15 protein-coding genes are annotated in these 14044 nt (G+C 68.0%); 9 read left to right on the forward strand and 6 right to left on the reverse strand.

Features of this window, described 5'->3' with window-relative positions; all coding sequences use genetic code 11:
* Positions 1 to 9 precede the first annotated feature (9 nt).
* Entirely contained in the window at positions 10 to 507 is a 498-nt protein-coding gene (locus tag GL279_RS07285) for a DUF2249 domain-containing protein (protein ID WP_155063964.1), read from the forward strand.
* An 18-nt stretch (positions 508 to 525) separates the two neighbouring features.
* Here GL279_RS07285 and GL279_RS07290 read toward each other — a convergent pair whose 3' ends face one another.
* The 4 genes from GL279_RS07290 to GL279_RS07305 form a co-directional block, all read right to left on the reverse strand.
* The gene (locus GL279_RS07290; protein WP_155063965.1) at positions 526 to 1731 is read right to left on the reverse strand and encodes an NnrS family protein; all 1206 of its coding nucleotides are present in this window, start codon (positions 1729 to 1731) and stop codon (positions 526 to 528) included.
* Positions 1732 to 1797: 66 nt separating this feature from the next.
* Positions 1798 to 2232 carry a pseudoazurin gene (locus GL279_RS07295; protein ID WP_155063966.1) on the reverse strand — a complete coding sequence of 145 codons (435 nt, stop codon included), beginning with the start codon at positions 2230 to 2232 and terminating at the stop codon, positions 1798 to 1800.
* A 95-nt stretch (positions 2233 to 2327) separates the two neighbouring features.
* On the reverse strand, positions 2328 to 3008 hold the full coding sequence (locus tag GL279_RS07300; protein WP_155063967.1) for a Crp/Fnr family transcriptional regulator: 681 nt from the start codon (positions 3006 to 3008) through the stop codon (positions 2328 to 2330).
* An 83-nt stretch (positions 3009 to 3091) separates the two neighbouring features.
* Positions 3092 to 4213, reverse strand: a complete 1122-nt coding sequence (locus GL279_RS07305; RefSeq protein WP_155063968.1) for an RNA polymerase factor sigma-54 — start codon at positions 4211 to 4213, stop codon at positions 3092 to 3094.
* Between the two features lie 126 nt (positions 4214 to 4339).
* On the opposite strand from GL279_RS07305, the gene GL279_RS07310 reads away from it, so the two are divergent.
* The 8 genes from GL279_RS07310 to GL279_RS07345 all read left to right on the forward strand — a co-directional run bounded on the left by GL279_RS07310 (position 4340) and on the right by GL279_RS07345 (position 12685).
* Entirely contained in the window at positions 4340 to 5353 is a 1014-nt protein-coding gene (locus GL279_RS07310; RefSeq protein ID WP_155063969.1) for an ATP-NAD kinase family protein, read from the forward strand.
* A 21-nt stretch (positions 5354 to 5374) separates the two neighbouring features.
* On the forward strand, positions 5375 to 6355 hold the full coding sequence (locus GL279_RS07315; protein ID WP_155063970.1) for a thiamine pyrophosphate-dependent dehydrogenase E1 component subunit alpha: 981 nt from the start codon (positions 5375 to 5377) through the stop codon (positions 6353 to 6355).
* 14 nt (positions 6356 to 6369) lie between these two features.
* Positions 6370 to 7377: an alpha-ketoacid dehydrogenase subunit beta gene (locus GL279_RS07320; RefSeq protein ID WP_155063971.1), complete on the forward strand. Its 1008-nt coding sequence runs from the start codon at positions 6370 to 6372 to the stop codon at positions 7375 to 7377.
* Between the two features lie 2 nt (positions 7378 to 7379).
* Positions 7380 to 8483 carry an acetoin dehydrogenase dihydrolipoyllysine-residue acetyltransferase subunit gene (locus tag GL279_RS07325; protein WP_155063972.1) on the forward strand — a complete coding sequence of 368 codons (1104 nt, stop codon included), beginning with the start codon at positions 7380 to 7382 and terminating at the stop codon, positions 8481 to 8483.
* 54 nt (positions 8484 to 8537) lie between these two features.
* A complete protein-coding gene (locus GL279_RS07330; protein ID WP_155063973.1) occupies positions 8538 to 9326 on the forward strand; it encodes an SDR family NAD(P)-dependent oxidoreductase in 789 nt (262 codons plus the stop codon).
* Positions 9323 to 9652, forward strand: a complete 330-nt coding sequence (locus tag GL279_RS07335; RefSeq protein ID WP_155063974.1) for a carboxymuconolactone decarboxylase family protein — start codon at positions 9323 to 9325, stop codon at positions 9650 to 9652. The genes GL279_RS07330 and GL279_RS07335 overlap by 4 nt, the downstream gene beginning before the upstream one ends.
* 9 nt (positions 9653 to 9661) lie before the next feature.
* Positions 9662 to 10735, forward strand: coding sequence for a 2,3-butanediol dehydrogenase (locus GL279_RS07340; protein ID WP_155063975.1), 1074 nt, complete (start codon positions 9662 to 9664; stop codon positions 10733 to 10735).
* 111 nt (positions 10736 to 10846) lie between these two features.
* A complete protein-coding gene (locus tag GL279_RS07345; protein ID WP_155063976.1) occupies positions 10847 to 12685 on the forward strand; it encodes a sigma-54-dependent Fis family transcriptional regulator in 1839 nt (612 codons plus the stop codon).
* A 9-nt stretch (positions 12686 to 12694) separates the two neighbouring features.
* Here GL279_RS07345 and GL279_RS07350 read toward each other — a convergent pair whose 3' ends face one another.
* Complete coding sequence (locus GL279_RS07350) at positions 12695 to 13450, reverse strand: ABC transporter ATP-binding protein (RefSeq protein WP_155063977.1); 756 nt, start codon at positions 13448 to 13450, stop codon at positions 12695 to 12697.
* Between the two features lie 21 nt (positions 13451 to 13471).
* A complete protein-coding gene (locus GL279_RS07355) occupies positions 13472 to 13918 on the reverse strand; it encodes a type 1 periplasmic-binding domain-containing protein (RefSeq protein WP_211371275.1) in 447 nt (148 codons plus the stop codon).
* Between the last annotated feature and the right edge of the window lie 126 nt (positions 13919 to 14044).

Consider the following 14044-nt stretch of genomic DNA (forward strand, 5'->3'; position numbering starts at 1 on the left):
GGAGACCCCATGGAAGCCATCGTCACGCTGGATGTCCGCCCGATCCTGGCCCGGGGCGAGGAGCCGCTGGCCGTGATTCTGGCCGCAGCCGATGCCCTGTCGCCGGGCCAGAGCCTGCGCCTGCTGGCGCCGTTCCGCCCGGTGCCGCTGTTTCGCGTCATGGCGCGGCGCGGCTTTGACCATCACGAGTTGCGGCTGGGCGGCAGCGACTGGCAGATCGACTTTGCCCCCGCAGCCCAGGTGCTGGGGCAGGGCAGTGCGCTTGATGCCTTTGACTGGCCCGGGCCAACCGCGCTGCTGGATCTGACCGCGCGCGCCCCGGCCGAGGCCGAAGAGCGGCTGATGGCGGCCTTTCAGCGCATCCCGCCGGGCGATGTGCTGTTTGCGCTGCTGACCGACGAGCCCGCCGCGCTGTTGGCGCAGCTGGGTGAACAGGGGCACAAATGGGCCGGAAACCCGGCCGGGGACGGCAGCGGATTCCGCCTGTTGTTGCGTCGCGAGGGCTAGGGCTGTGCCGCGCGGCTGTCAGGCGCGCGGTTCCTTGCGCGCCCGCAGCAGCATCGGCGCATATTCCAGCAGGTAAAGGCCAAAGGCCAGCATCCAGAACCCGCCCGCCAGATGGATCAGCAGGGTATAGTCGCCCAGCTCGGCCGCCGGGCGCAGCAGCGCCGCCGCCCAGATCGCGACATAGCTGAGGCTGGTCAGCGGCGATGCCGTCAGCGCGCGCCCGGTATGGCCGCGCGTCGCCCGGCCCATGACGGCCAGCATCTCGCCGGCGATGGCGCCGACGGCCAGCACATGCAGGGTGCCGGCGGTGCTGATCAGGCCCAGACCCGACAGGCCGATGGCGGCAAAGCCAAGGGCCAGCATGGCGTAACCGCCGTGCAGCGCCAGCACCAAGGGCTCGGGCCAAGTGCGCCAGCCGTGCCAGCGCAGCATCCGCGCAAGGTTCAGCCCCGCCGCGACCGGCCCCAGCAGCGCCACGGCCCGGCTTTCGGGGGCAAGGATCCAGACGGCCAGCGTCAGCCCCGAACTGCAGGCGACCAGCGTGTCGAAACCGTTGTAGGGCACCGGCAGCGGACCGGGCCCGCGCCGGGCCAGCCAGTTGCGGGTAAAGCTGGGCGTGATGCGCCCGCCGATGATGACGATCAGCATGACATAGGCGGCGATGGCCGCCCGCGCCGCCCGCGCCGGATCGCCGCCGCGCAGCACCGCCGCGTGAAAGCCGAGGTTCGCCAGCGCCAGCACCGTGACCGCAGCCACCACCTTCAGGTCGCGCCATTTGCGCCCGGCGATGATCTCGATGGCAAAGATCGCGGCCATGACCGGCAGGAACACCGCATCGGCCAGAACTCCGGCCCAAAGCGCGCCGCCCGGCGGCCATGTCATCGCCAGCCGGCCCAGCAGCCACAGCGCCGTCAGCACCATCAGCGGCCGGCCTGACAGCGGCATGCGCCCGGTCCAGTTCGGCACGGCGGTCATCAGGAAACCCGTCAACACCGCCGAGGCAAAGCCGAACAGCATCTCGTGCATGTGCCAGTTGGCGGCGCCGTAATCGCCGCCCGGCTGGCCGTGGCCCGACAGCGCCATGATCCACAGCACCATCGCTGCGAGCGCCCATGCCGCGCCGCCCAGAAAGAACGGCCGGAAACCATAGGAAAACAGCACCGGCCCGCTGCGCGACAGCCCGCGTGGAATGCCGCCCTGTCGCAGCCTCTCGGTTCGCGTCATCGGCTGTCCTTTCCCGGCAAGATCGAAGCCCGCCTCCGGTCCAGCCGGGAGCGGGCGTTTCAGGGCTTAGTGCTTGACTTGCGCCAGTTCGGCATCCATGCGGGCGCGGGCCTTGTTGGGCAGCTTGCCCGTGGCCAGCGCGTCATAGTTGGGCGCGTCGGGGCCGGCCTGAATCAGCGCGACCATGCCCATGGGGAAGTGCGGCTTGCACTTGACGCCGTAAAGGCCGGGCTTGTCGAGGGTCAACACATATTGCTCGTTCAGCTTGGATTCGAAGTCGCTTACGCCTTCGGGCAGCATCCCGGGCAGCGAGGCGACGTCATGGCCCTTGTCCTTGGGCACGAAGGTCACGGTGTCGCCCACCTCGGCCTGGACGAAGGCGGGTTCAAAGACCATCATCCCGTCTGCGCCCTTGTTCAGCATCTGCACCTGATGGTCGGCCGCGAGGGCAGGACCGGCCAATGCGGCAAGCGCGGCGGCCGTGATCAGAATGCGTTTCATGTTCTGTCTCCTTGCAAACATGGCCGCTGCCTAGCAGGCCGGCGCCGGCCCGACGTTGCGCTGTGTCAAATTGCAGGGAATGGCATCGCGCCGGATCAGAGGCTGGTTTCGGCAATGGTGGCCAGCCCGGCGGGATCGGCGATGATCACCTTGCGCCGGGCGCGCAGCAGGATGCCCTCGGCCTCCCATGCGGCCATGATGCGCGAGGCGGTATGCAGGGTATTGCCGCTCATGTCGGCGATGTCCTGACGGGTGATGGGAAAGGGGATCTCGACCGGGCCGGGACCGGGGCGGGCCTGCCGCGCCAGCCGCAGCAGCAGATGCGCGATGCGCCGGCCGGCGTCCTCGGTGGACATTTCGCGCAGGCGGGTATGGGCCTCGTCCAGCTTGCGCCCGACCGCCTGAATGGCCGAGACGGCCAGCGCGGGGGCGGCGGCGATCAGCGGCTCCCAGCGGGCGCGCGGCCATGCCAGCAGGCGGCAGGGCAGGATGGCCTCGGCGCTGCCGGGAAACTGGGTGCGCCCGATTGCCGAGGCAAAGCCGCAAAGCTCGCCCGGATTGACGATGCGGACGATGAACTGCTGGCCGTCCTCGGTCAGCTGCGTGACCTTGAGCCGCCCGTCCAGCAGCAGGAAGAATCGCGCCGCCGGATCGCCCTGCAGGAACAGGTTCTGCCCGGTATCCAGTTCGACCCGGCTCATGCCCTCGGTGACGATGGCCAGTTGTTCGACGGTCAGCGAAGAAAAAAGTGGCAGTTCGGCAAACGCGATCGGCATGAGATCCTGCAAGGCAGAGAGGGGTATGGTGCCAGCTTTAGCACAGCCCGCGCCGCCCCGCAGCCGCAATGGCGGGTGCGGCTCTAGCCGGTTTTGCACGCCAGAAGTGTGCGGTATTTGGCGACGGTGCGGCGCGAAATCGCCATGCCGCGCCGCGCCAGCGCCTCGGCCAGCCGCGCGTCCGAGATCGGCTCGCTGTCCGGCCAGCCCCGGATCAGCCCGTCGAGCAGCCGCAGCACGGCGGTGCGGTCCAGATGCGCCAGCCGCGGGCTGATCGGGGCCAGCAGCAGCGCGCGCAGCGCCAGCGTGCCGCGCGGGCTGCGCAGCGCGACCCCGGCGATGGCGCGGCTGAGCGTGCTTTTGTTCAGGCCAAGGTCCGGCGCAAGCATGGCCAGCGTCAGCGGCTTTTGCGCGCCCTGACCCAGAAGCCAGCCGCGCTGGTGCCGCACCATGGTCTGGGCCACCCGCCACAGCGTGCGGTTGCGCGCCGAGACCGCCGCCGCCAGCGCCTGTGCCTGCGCATCGGCGCCCTCGGCCAGCGTCAGTTCGGGGTGCAGCAGGTGGTGCAGCCCGCCTTGGGCGTCAAGCTCCAGTTCAGGCGGCGGCAGGGGCGGCTGGTCGGACAGCGGGCAGGGGGCAAGGCCGCGCAGATCGGCCAGCATGTCGGCGGCGTCCTCGGTGTCGCAACCGCAAAGCGCGGCGATGCCGGGCAGGTCCGCCGCCGCCGCAAGGTCCAGCCGTTCCAGCAGCGCCGCGATCATCGGGTCGTAGCGGTTGCGCGCCTGCAGGGCCAGCCGCAGATGTTCGGGCAGCGAGCGGGCGAATACCCCCGCCGGCTCCAGCGTCTGCAGGCGGGGCAGCAGCGCCTCGATCATGGCGGGGGGGCAGCCAAGCCAGCCGGCGATTTCGGGCAGCGGGTCGCTGAGCCAGCCGTGATCGTCCAGACAATGCACCAGCCCGCGTGCGATCCGCGCCTGATCGGCGTCCAGCCGCAGCAGTCCGACCTGCGCCAGCAGCGCCTGCCGGGCCGAGACGCTGGGGGCCGGTTCGGCCAGATCCGACAGCGCCAGCCCCGCCCCGACCGAGACCTCATAGCGCAGCCGCCGCCGCAGCCGGTCGCCGTCCATATGCAGCAAGTGCAGGGACAGCCGCATCTGCTGGCTCAGCGCCAGCGCCCCCGTCTGCCGCAGTTCATGGCGTTGCATCGCCCGTCCCCCCTGTTGCGCAACAGGTGTCGCACCGGCTGCGACAGTCGCGCGCAAAATCCCCGCTTTCGCCCGCTGCCCGCCTTGGCGCGGCCGTTGCTTGCATGATGGTCGGGGAGGAAGAACATGGTCAAGGTCGGCATCATCGCCAATCCGATTTCAGCCCGCGACATTCGCCGGGTGATTTCGCACGCGGGCAATCTGCCCATCAACGACCGCGCCAATATCGTGCTGCGCATGATGGCGGGGCTGGCCGCCGCCGGCGTGGACGAGGTCGTGGTCATGCCGGAAAACGGCGGCATCCGCTTTCATCTGGAACGCTCGATCCAGCGCGAGCTGCGGCTGGGGCACATGAATTTCCCGCGCCTGCGCTATCTGGACATGCGCGTGACCGCCACGCCCGAGGACAGCGCCCGCGCCGCGCGCATGATGGCCGATGAGGCGGTGGCGGCCATCGTCGTGCTGGGCGGGGACGGCACCAACCGCGTCGTCGTCGGCGCCTGTGGCGCGGTGCCGGTGGCCGGGGTCTCGACCGGGACCAACAACGCATTTCCCGAACTGCGCGAGCCGACGATCACCGGGCTGGCGGTCGGGCTGGCCGCAACCGGGCAGGTGCCCGCCGCCATCGCGCTGCGCCCGAACAAATGGCTTGAGGTCATGCTGAACGAGCGGCGCGAGATCGCTCTGGTCGATCTGGCCGTGGTCGAGGACCGGTTCGTCGGCGCCCGCGCCATCTGGAAGACGACGGGCTTTCGCGACCTTTTCGTGACCTTCGGCCTGCCGCAGGCCATCGGCATGTCCTCGATCGCGGGGCTTCTGGACCCGGTGGACCGCGCCACCCCCGAGGGCCGCCACATCCGCCTGTCGGCCGAGGCGCCGCGCCAGTTGCTGGCCCCGATCGCGCCCGGCCTGATCGACCGCGTCGGCATCGCCGGGATCGTGCGCATGGCGCCCGGCACCCTGCACGCGCCGTCGATCCGCGCCGGCGCGCTGGCCTTTGACGGCGAGCGCGAGTTGACCTTTACCGAAAACGATCAGGTTTCGGTGCGACTGGTGCCCGACGCCTTTCGCACCGTCGATGTGCCCGCCTGCATGGCCCATGCGGCAGCGGCGGGGCTGTTCATCCGCAACCCAGACTGAACACCAAGGGAGGATCCGTTCATGTCCAATCCATTTCCGCTGTCGAAAGAACAGCTCTTGGATGCCTATCGCAAGATGAAGACCATCCGCGATTTCGAAGAGCGGCTGCATGTCGATTTCGCCCGCGGCGAGATCCCCGGTTTCGTCCACCTTTATGCCGGCGAAGAGGCGACGGCGGTGGGCATCATGATGCATCTGCATGACCGCGACCGCATCGCCTCGACCCATCGCGGGCACGGCCATTGCATCGCCAAGGGCGTCGATCCCAAGGCGATGATGGCCGAGATCTATGGCAAGGCCACCGGCTGCTGCGCGGGCAAGGGCGGGTCCATGCATATCGCCGATCTGTCCTTGGGCATGATGGGCGCGAACGGCATTCTGGGCGCCGGTGCGCCGCTTGTCTGCGGCGCGGCGCTGGCGGCGCAAAAGCTGGGCCATGACGGCGTCGGCATCACCTTCTTTGGCGATGGCGCCTCGAACCAGGGCACGGTGCTGGAAAGCATGAACCTTGCCGCGATCTGGAACCTGCCGGTGATCTTCGTGGTGGAAAACAACGGCTACGCCGAATCGACCTCGGTCGATTACGCCACCGCCTCGGACAGCTATGTCGACCGCGCCACCGGCTTTGGCATGCCGGGGATCACCGTCGACGGTCTGGACTTCTTTGCCGTCTACGAGGCGGCGGGCGAGGTCATCAAGCGCGCCCGCGAAGGCGCCGGGCCGACGCTGCTGGAATGCAAGAACGTCCGCTTCTTTGGCCATTTCGAGGGCGACGCCCAGACCTACAAGGCGCCCGGCGAAAACGAATACAACCGCGCCAACAACGACTGCCTCAAGCTGTTCCGCCAGAAGGTCAGCGAGGCGGGCGTGATCTCGACGGCGGAACTGGATGCCGTCGATGCCGAGGTGGCGCAGCTGATCGACGAGGCCGTGGCCGAGGCCATCGCCGCGCCGCAACCGACGCCCGACCGGCTGACCGCCGATGTCTATGTGAACTACTGAGGGAGGGGATAATCATGGCACGCATCATCAGCATGAAGGACGCGGTAAACGAGGCGCTGGATCAGGAAATGACCCGCGACCCCACCGTGATCATGATGGGCGAGGATATCGTCGGCGGCGCCGGCGCGCAGGGCGAGGATGACGCCTGGGGCGGGGTTCTGGGCGTCTCGAAAGGGCTTTACGCCAAGCACCCCAACCAGATGATCGACACGCCGCTGTCGGAAAGCGCCTATGTCGGCGCGGCGGTGGGTGCGGCGACGGCGGGGCTGCGGCCGGTGGCCGAGCTGATGTTCGTCGATTTCATCGGCGTCTGTCTGGATCAGGTCTTCAACCAGGCGGCCAAGTTCCGCTACATGTTCGGCGGCAAGGCCCAGACCCCGGTGGTCATCCGCGCCATGTGCGGCGCCGGTTTCCGCGCCGCCGCCCAGCACAGCCAGATGCTGACGCCGCTGTTCACGCATCTGCCGGGGCTGAAGGTGGTCTGCCCCTCGAACGCCTATGACTGCAAGGGCCTGCTGATCCAGTCGATCCGCGACAACGATCCGGTGATCTTCCTTGAGCACAAGAACCTGTATGCCAGCACCTGCGACGTGCCCGAGGAACCCTATGCCATCCCCTTTGGCGAGGCCAATATCGTGCGCGAAGGCTCGGATGCGACCATCGTGACCTATGGTCAGATGGTCGGGCGCTCGGTCGAGGCGGCCGAGATGCTGAAGAAAGAGGGCATCGAGGTCGAGGTGATCGACCTGCGCACGCTGTCACCCATCGACATGGACACGGTGCTGGAAAGCGTCGAGGCCACCGGCCGGCTGATCTGCGTCGATGAGGCGAGCCCGCGCTGCTCGATCGCCGCCGACATCTCGGCCAATGTGGCGCAGGATGCCTTTGACGCGCTCAAGGCTCCGATCCAGATGGTGACGCCGCCGCATGCGCCGGTGCCCTTCTCGCCCTCGCTCGAAGACCTCTACGTGCCTTCGGCCGAACGCATCGCCGCTGCCGTCCGCAAGACGATGGAGAACTGAGCATGTCCGAGATTACCCCGATCCTGATGCCGAAATGGGGCCTGTCCATGCGCGAGGGCAAGCTGGCCGCATGGCATGTCGATGAGGGCGCCACCATCGCCGCAGGCGATGAGATCATGGATGTCGAGACCGACAAGATCGCCAATGTCGTCGAGGCCGCCGATGCCGGTCTGCTGCGCCGCCGCGTCGGTGTCGAGGGCGAGATGTATCCGGTGCGCGCGCTTTTGGGGGTCATGGCCCCCGAAAGCGTCAGCGATGCCGAGATCGACGCCTATGTCGCCGCCTATGAGACCCCCTCGGCCGGTGGTGACGAGGACGAGGCCGGTCCCGCCTATCAGTTCGCCGACCTGCCTGCCGGCCGCATCCGCTATGCCGAGCGGCCGGGCGAGGGCGTGCCCTTGCTGCTGATCCACGGCTTTGGCGGCGACCTGGACAACTGGCTCTTCAACATCGATGCGCTGGCCGAGGGCGCGTCGGTCTATGCGCTGGACCTGCCGGGCCATGGCCAGTCGGTGAAATCCGCGCGTCCCGCCGGGCTGGATCTGATGGTCGATACGGTGCTGGCCTTCCTTGACCATATCGGGGCCGACAAGGCGCATCTGGCCGGCCATTCCATGGGCGGGCTGGTCGCGGGTGCGGTGGCGGTCAAGGCGCCCGAGCGGGTGGCTTCGGTCACGCTGATCTGTTCGGCCGGGCTCGGTGAGGAAATCAACGCGGGCTATATCGACGGTTTCGTCGCCGCGACCGGGCGCAAGGATCTGAAGCCGGTGCTGCTGCATCTGTTCAAGGATCAGGGGCTGGTCAGCCGCTCGATGGTCGAGGATCTGCTGAAGTTCAAGCGTCTGGACGGGGTGCAGGAGTTCCTGACCGAGCTGGCCGGCAACCTGTTCCGCGACGGCCGGCAGGCCCGGCAGATCGCGCAGGCGCTGGCCGCCAGCGGCGTGCCCACGCAGGTGATCTGGGGCGAGGCCGACGCGATCATCCCGCCGGCCCATGCCGGGGCACTGTCGGGGGCCAAGGTCAGCGTCATCCCCAACGCCGGCCATATGGTCCAGATGGAGCAGGCCGCCGAGGTGAACCGGCTGATCCGCGACTTCATCGCCTGACAGGCGGGCCGTCCCGGTAACGGGGCGGCCCTTTCCAAGGGAGGAGACAAAAAGATGAGCAATTCCGTCGAAGGCCGGGCGATCATCGTCACCGGCGCCGGGCGCGGCATCGGGCGATCCATCGCCGAGGGGCTGGCCCATGCCGGCGCCCGCGTGGTGATCGCCGACATTGATGCCACCACCGCCGAAGCCACCGCCGCCGCGATCCGCGATGCGGGCGGGCAGGCCATCGGTCTGGCGGTGGACGTGACCGACCGCGCCAGCATGCGCGCGCTGATCGCGCAGACCGTCGCGCAATTTGGCCGGCTGGATGCGATGTTCAACAATGCCGGCATCGCGCAGGTCAAGCAGTTCAACGACATCACCGAGGATGACTGGCACCGCGTCATGGACGTGAATGCCATGGGCGTGCTGATCGGCATCCAGGAGGCCAGCAAGCAATTCATCGCGCAGGGCGGCGGCGGCAAGATCGTCAACACCGCCAGCATCGCCGGCAAGCAGGGCTATGAGCCTCTGGCGCATTACTCGGCCAGCAAATTCGCCGTGGTGGCGCTGACGCAGGCCGCTGCCCGCGCCTTTGGCAAGCACCGCATCAACGTGAATGCGATCTGCCCCGGCGTGGTCGCCACCGACATGTGGAAGCTGATCGACAAGGGCTTCAAGGACGAGGGCCTGACGCAGCGTGATAACGAGGCCTTCGAGGGCTTTTCGGCCGATATCCTGCTGGGCCGGGCCTCGCGCCCTGACGATCTGGTGGGCGTGTCGGTGTTCCTGGCCTCGGCCGGGTCGGATTACATGACCGGGCAAAGTCTGGTCGTCGATGGAGGCATGGTGCTGATATGAGTGCGAAACAGAAACTGGCCGAGGCCAATGCCCGCGCGGCGGCGCTGTTCAAGGCCGATGGCAAGACCATGCAGGCCTTTCGCGGGCTGATGGTCGCCGCGAACCGCGAGGGCAAGGTCAGCCCCTCGATGAAAGAGATGATCGCCACCGCGGTCGCCGTGGCGCGCGGCTGCGAGGATTGCATCGTCTTTCACACCAGCGAGGCCAAGGCGCATGGCGCCACGCGCGACGAATTTCTGGAAGTGCTGGCCGTTGCCATAGAAATGTCAGGTGGACCGGGCACGGTCTATGCCGGCAAGGCGCTGGCCGCCTTTGACGAATTGTGAGGTGACATCATGAAGGCTTTGCGTTTCCACGCGAAAAAGGATCTGCGGATCGAGGACATCCCCGAGCCGCCGCGCCCCGGCCCCGGTCAGGTGCTGATGAAGAACAGCTTTGTCGGCATCTGCGGCACCGATCTGCATGAATATGCCAGTGGCCCGATCTTTATTCCGACCACGCCGCATCCCTATTCCGGCGCGCAGGGGCCGCAGGTGCTGGGCCATGAATTCGGCGGCACCGTGATCGCGGTGGGCGAGGGCGTGACCAAGGTGGCGCCGGGCGACCGGGTGGCGGTGCAGCCGCTGATCATGCCGCGCGGCGGCGAATATTTCGCCGATCGCGGCTGGCACAACCTGTCGGGCAGTCTGGCGCTGGTCGGGCTGAGCTGGCAGTCGGGCGGCATGTCGGAAATGGCGCTGGTCAACGATTACAACGTCGAAAAGATCCCCGACACCATGTCCGACGAAGAGGCCGCGCTGGTCGAGCCGACCGCCGTGGTGGTCTATGCCTGCGATCGGGGCCGGGTGACGGCGGGCAGCAGCGTGCTGGTGACGGGCGCCGGCCCCATCGGCATCCTTGCACTGCTGACGGCGCGGGCCTTTGGCGCGACGCGGCTCTTCGTGTCGGACATGAACGAGACGCGGCTGACGCTGGCGCGCGAGGTGGTGCCGGGCGTCGTCACCATCAACCCGGCCACGCAGGACGTGGGCGAGGCGGTGCGGGCCGGCACTCTGGACGGCATCGGCTGCGATGTGGCGCTGGAATGCGTCGGCAACGAACGCGCGTTGCAATCCTGTCTGGACGCGGTGCGCAAGCAGGGCGTGATCGTGCAGACCGGGCTGATGGGCGGCAAGGGCAGCGTCGATTTCTTCCAGCTGACCTTCAAGGATGCCGAGATCCGCGGCTCGTGGTGCTATCCGACCCACAGCTGGCCGCGCACGATCGAGCTGATCGCCTCGGGTGCGATTCCGGCCAGCCGCGTCGTGACCCGGCGCATCACGCTGGACGATGCCGTGGCCGAGGGGTTCGAGGCGCTGCTGGACCCGGCGGGCAGCCAGCTCAAGATCCTGATCGACCTGTCGCGCTAGGCCGGCGCGGCGGTTCCCGGCCCTTGCCCGCCGATCTTGCGCCTTGCGCAAGATTTCTGGCCCGGCGCGAGAAACCCGTGTTATGGTCGCGCCGGGCTTTGGGAGGAGCCGATGGGAGGGATACCGGAAACAGGGACGCATGTCCTTGAGATCTTTCGCGCGGCCGAGGGCGAGCTGACGCGGCGGGATGCCGATGTGCTGGAATCATGGCGGCGCTGCGTCAACCAGCACAAGCTGGACCCGACGCGGCACATGGGGCCGCGCATCCTGACGCAGCAGGAATTGCGTTCGCATCTGCAGGAATCCGAGGAATTGCTGGGCATGGCGCGCCACGGCATGGAGGACCTTTATCGCCGCGTCAATGCCATGGGCTATGTGCTGCTGTTGTCGAATGCGCGCGGCGTCACCGTCGATGCCATCGGCGATGCCGAGCTGGACCGCGACCTGCGCCATGCCGGGCTGATCGCCGGTTCGGAATGGGGCGAACAGCATGTCGGCACCAATGGCGTCGGCGCCTGTCTGGCCTCGGGGCAGGCGATCACCGTGCATCGCAGCGATCATTTCGACGTGGCGCTGACGCCGCTGTCCTGCACGGCGGTGCCGATCCATGACACGCGCGGCCGGCTGATGGGCGTTCTGGACCTGTCGCATCTGCAGGCGCCCGCCGACAAGATGAGTCAGGCGTTGACGCTGGAGGTGATGAAATCCTGCGCCCGCCGCATCGAGATGGCCAATCTGGTGCGCAATCATCGCGAGGACTGGATCCTGCGGCTGAACCCCTCGCCCGAGTTTCTGGACGTCGATCCGATGGCGGCGGTGGCGGTGGGCGGCGACGGGCGCATCACCGGCGTCACCCATAATGCGCATGATCTGCTGGACCAGAATCTGGTCGGTCGCCGCTTTGACGAGATCTTTGCCTATAACCCCGAGGATCTGCCGGTGTTGTCGCGCGCGCTGGCCCCGGTCGAGGGCGTGCTGGAGATGCAGGCCGGCGGCATGATCTTTGCCCGCGCCGTGCCGCCGGCCAAGGCCGCGCGCATGGTGGCCGGGGTGGCGCTGCCCGCGCCGCTGCAATCGATCCATGGCGGCGATCCGGCGATGGCGCGGCTGGCCGAGCGGGCGGCCAAGGTCGTCGATCGCAAGATCAGCGTCATCTTGCGCGGCGAGACCGGCACCGGCAAGGAATTCATTGCCCGCGCCATGCACCAGTCCTCGCGCCGGCGCGGGCCGTTCGTGGCGATCAACTGCGCCGCCCTGCCGGAATCGCTGATCGAATCCGAACTGTTCGGCTATGCGCCGAACGCCTTTACCGGTGCCCATGCCCGCGGCAAGAAGGGGCTGATCCGCGAGGCGCATGGCGGCACGCTGTTTCTGGACGAGATCGGCGACATGCCCTTGGGCTTGCAGGCGCGGCTGCTGCGGGTGCTGTCCGAACATGAGGTGCTGCCGGTCGGGGCCGCGCGCGCCGAGCCGGTGGACATCCGCATCATCTCGGCCTCGCATCGCGATCTGCCGGGGCTGGTGGCCGAAGGCGGCTTTCGGCAGGATCTGTATTACCGGCTGAACGGGCTGGTGCTGGACGTGCCGCCGGTGCGCGCCCGCGCCGATCTGGCATGGCTGATCGAGCGCATCGCCGGCGCGACCGAGGGCAAGGTCGCCTTTACCGCCAAGGCGCGGCAATTGCTGCTGGCCCATGACTGGCCGGGCAATGTGCGCGAGATCATCAATACCTGTGAACTTTGCGCCGCGCTTTGTGACGGCGTTCCGGCCGGCCCCGAGGATCTGCCGGCGCAGATTGCCGCCGGCCCGGTGCCGGGTCCGGCAGAGGCGGATCTGCAACGGCTGCTGGACGATTGCGGCGGCAATGTCTCCGAGGCGGCACGGCGGGCGGGGATTGATCGGTCGACCTTTTACCGGCGGATGCAGCGCGCGGGCCGGGCCGGGCGCTAGAGTGCCGGGTCAGGCGGGCGCGACCTGCCCGCCCAGATAGCTGGCCTGAATATCCGGCCTTTGCCGCAGTTCGGCGGCGGGCCCGGCCAGCACCGAACGGCCGTTTTCGATCACCGTCGCATGATGGGCATGGCTCAGGGCGATGGCGCTGTTCTGTTCGGCCAGCAGGATGGTCAGCCCGGTTTCGCGGTTCAGCCGCGACAGCGCCTCAAAGATCTCGGCCACCACCAGCGGCGCAAGACCCATCGAGGGCTCGTCCAGCACAAAGACCTCGGGCACGGCCATCAGGCCGCGGCCGATGGCGGCCATCTGCTGCTCGCCCCCCGAGGTCAGGCCCGCGACCGCATGCCGGCGCTGCGCGAGCCGCGGGAACAGGGCATAGACCTGCTCCAGCCCGCGCGCGGTGGCGGCGCGGCCCAGCCCCTTGCCATGGGCGCCGGTCAAGAGGTTCTCCTCGATGCTGAGAGAACGGAACAGCCGCCGCCCCTCCAGCACCGGCACCAGCCCCTTGCGGATATGGGCGTCGGGGCTGGCGCGGGTCACGTCCTCGCCGCGATAAAGGATCTGGCCGCCGGTGATGCGCCCGCGCTCGGCCGGCAAGAGGTTCGAGGCCGCCTTCAGCAGCGTCGTCTTGCCGGCGCCATTCGCGCCAAGAAGTGCGGCGAAATCCCCCGCCCGCAAGGTCAGGCTGACCCCGTGCAGCGCGGCAATGGCGCCGCTATAGGCCGCCGAGACCCGGTCGAATTCCAGCACGATGTCGGACATGGGGTCAGCCTTTCGCCGGTTTCAGTTGGTGCCGGGTGCGGCCACCGTTTCGGCATCCGCCGCCGTGCGCAGCGTCAGCCCCTTTTCCGTGGCATAGGCCTGCGCGGATTTCTCGATGATCGGGCGCAGCAGCGCCCAGTCCGGCGCGATCCAGTCCGAGACCACGTTCCATTTCTTGCCGTCCCATTGCTGGAAGGTGACGTAGCCGTCGCCCTCGTGGTTGTCCCAGGTGACGTTGATCGAATGGAACAGGTTCTCGGCCCCCAGTTCCTTGACGCGGGCGGGCGTCAGTTGCAGATGCTCAAAGCCCCAGCGCACCTCGTCGCCGGTCAGGGTGCGGGGACCGAATTTCTCTTGCGCGATGCGCACCGCCTCGACGTTCAGGATGCCGTTGACGATACCAAGGTTGTGATAGACCGAACCGATGCGCGTCTGATCAGCCAGATTGCCCTGACCGGCGCCATACACTGTTGAACGGCTTGCAATAAGGACCCCGCTTCTGGGGTGATCGGCGTCCAAAAGGGACCCCACCGACCGGGGGTTGGGTCCATTGTGCCTTCGATGATTATCGGAGGCCGAGCACGGGATGCTGAT

The sequence above is a fragment of the Paracoccus limosus genome (assembly GCF_009711185.1).
GTDB classification, from domain to species: Bacteria; Pseudomonadota; Alphaproteobacteria; order Rhodobacterales; family Rhodobacteraceae; genus Paracoccus; species Paracoccus limosus.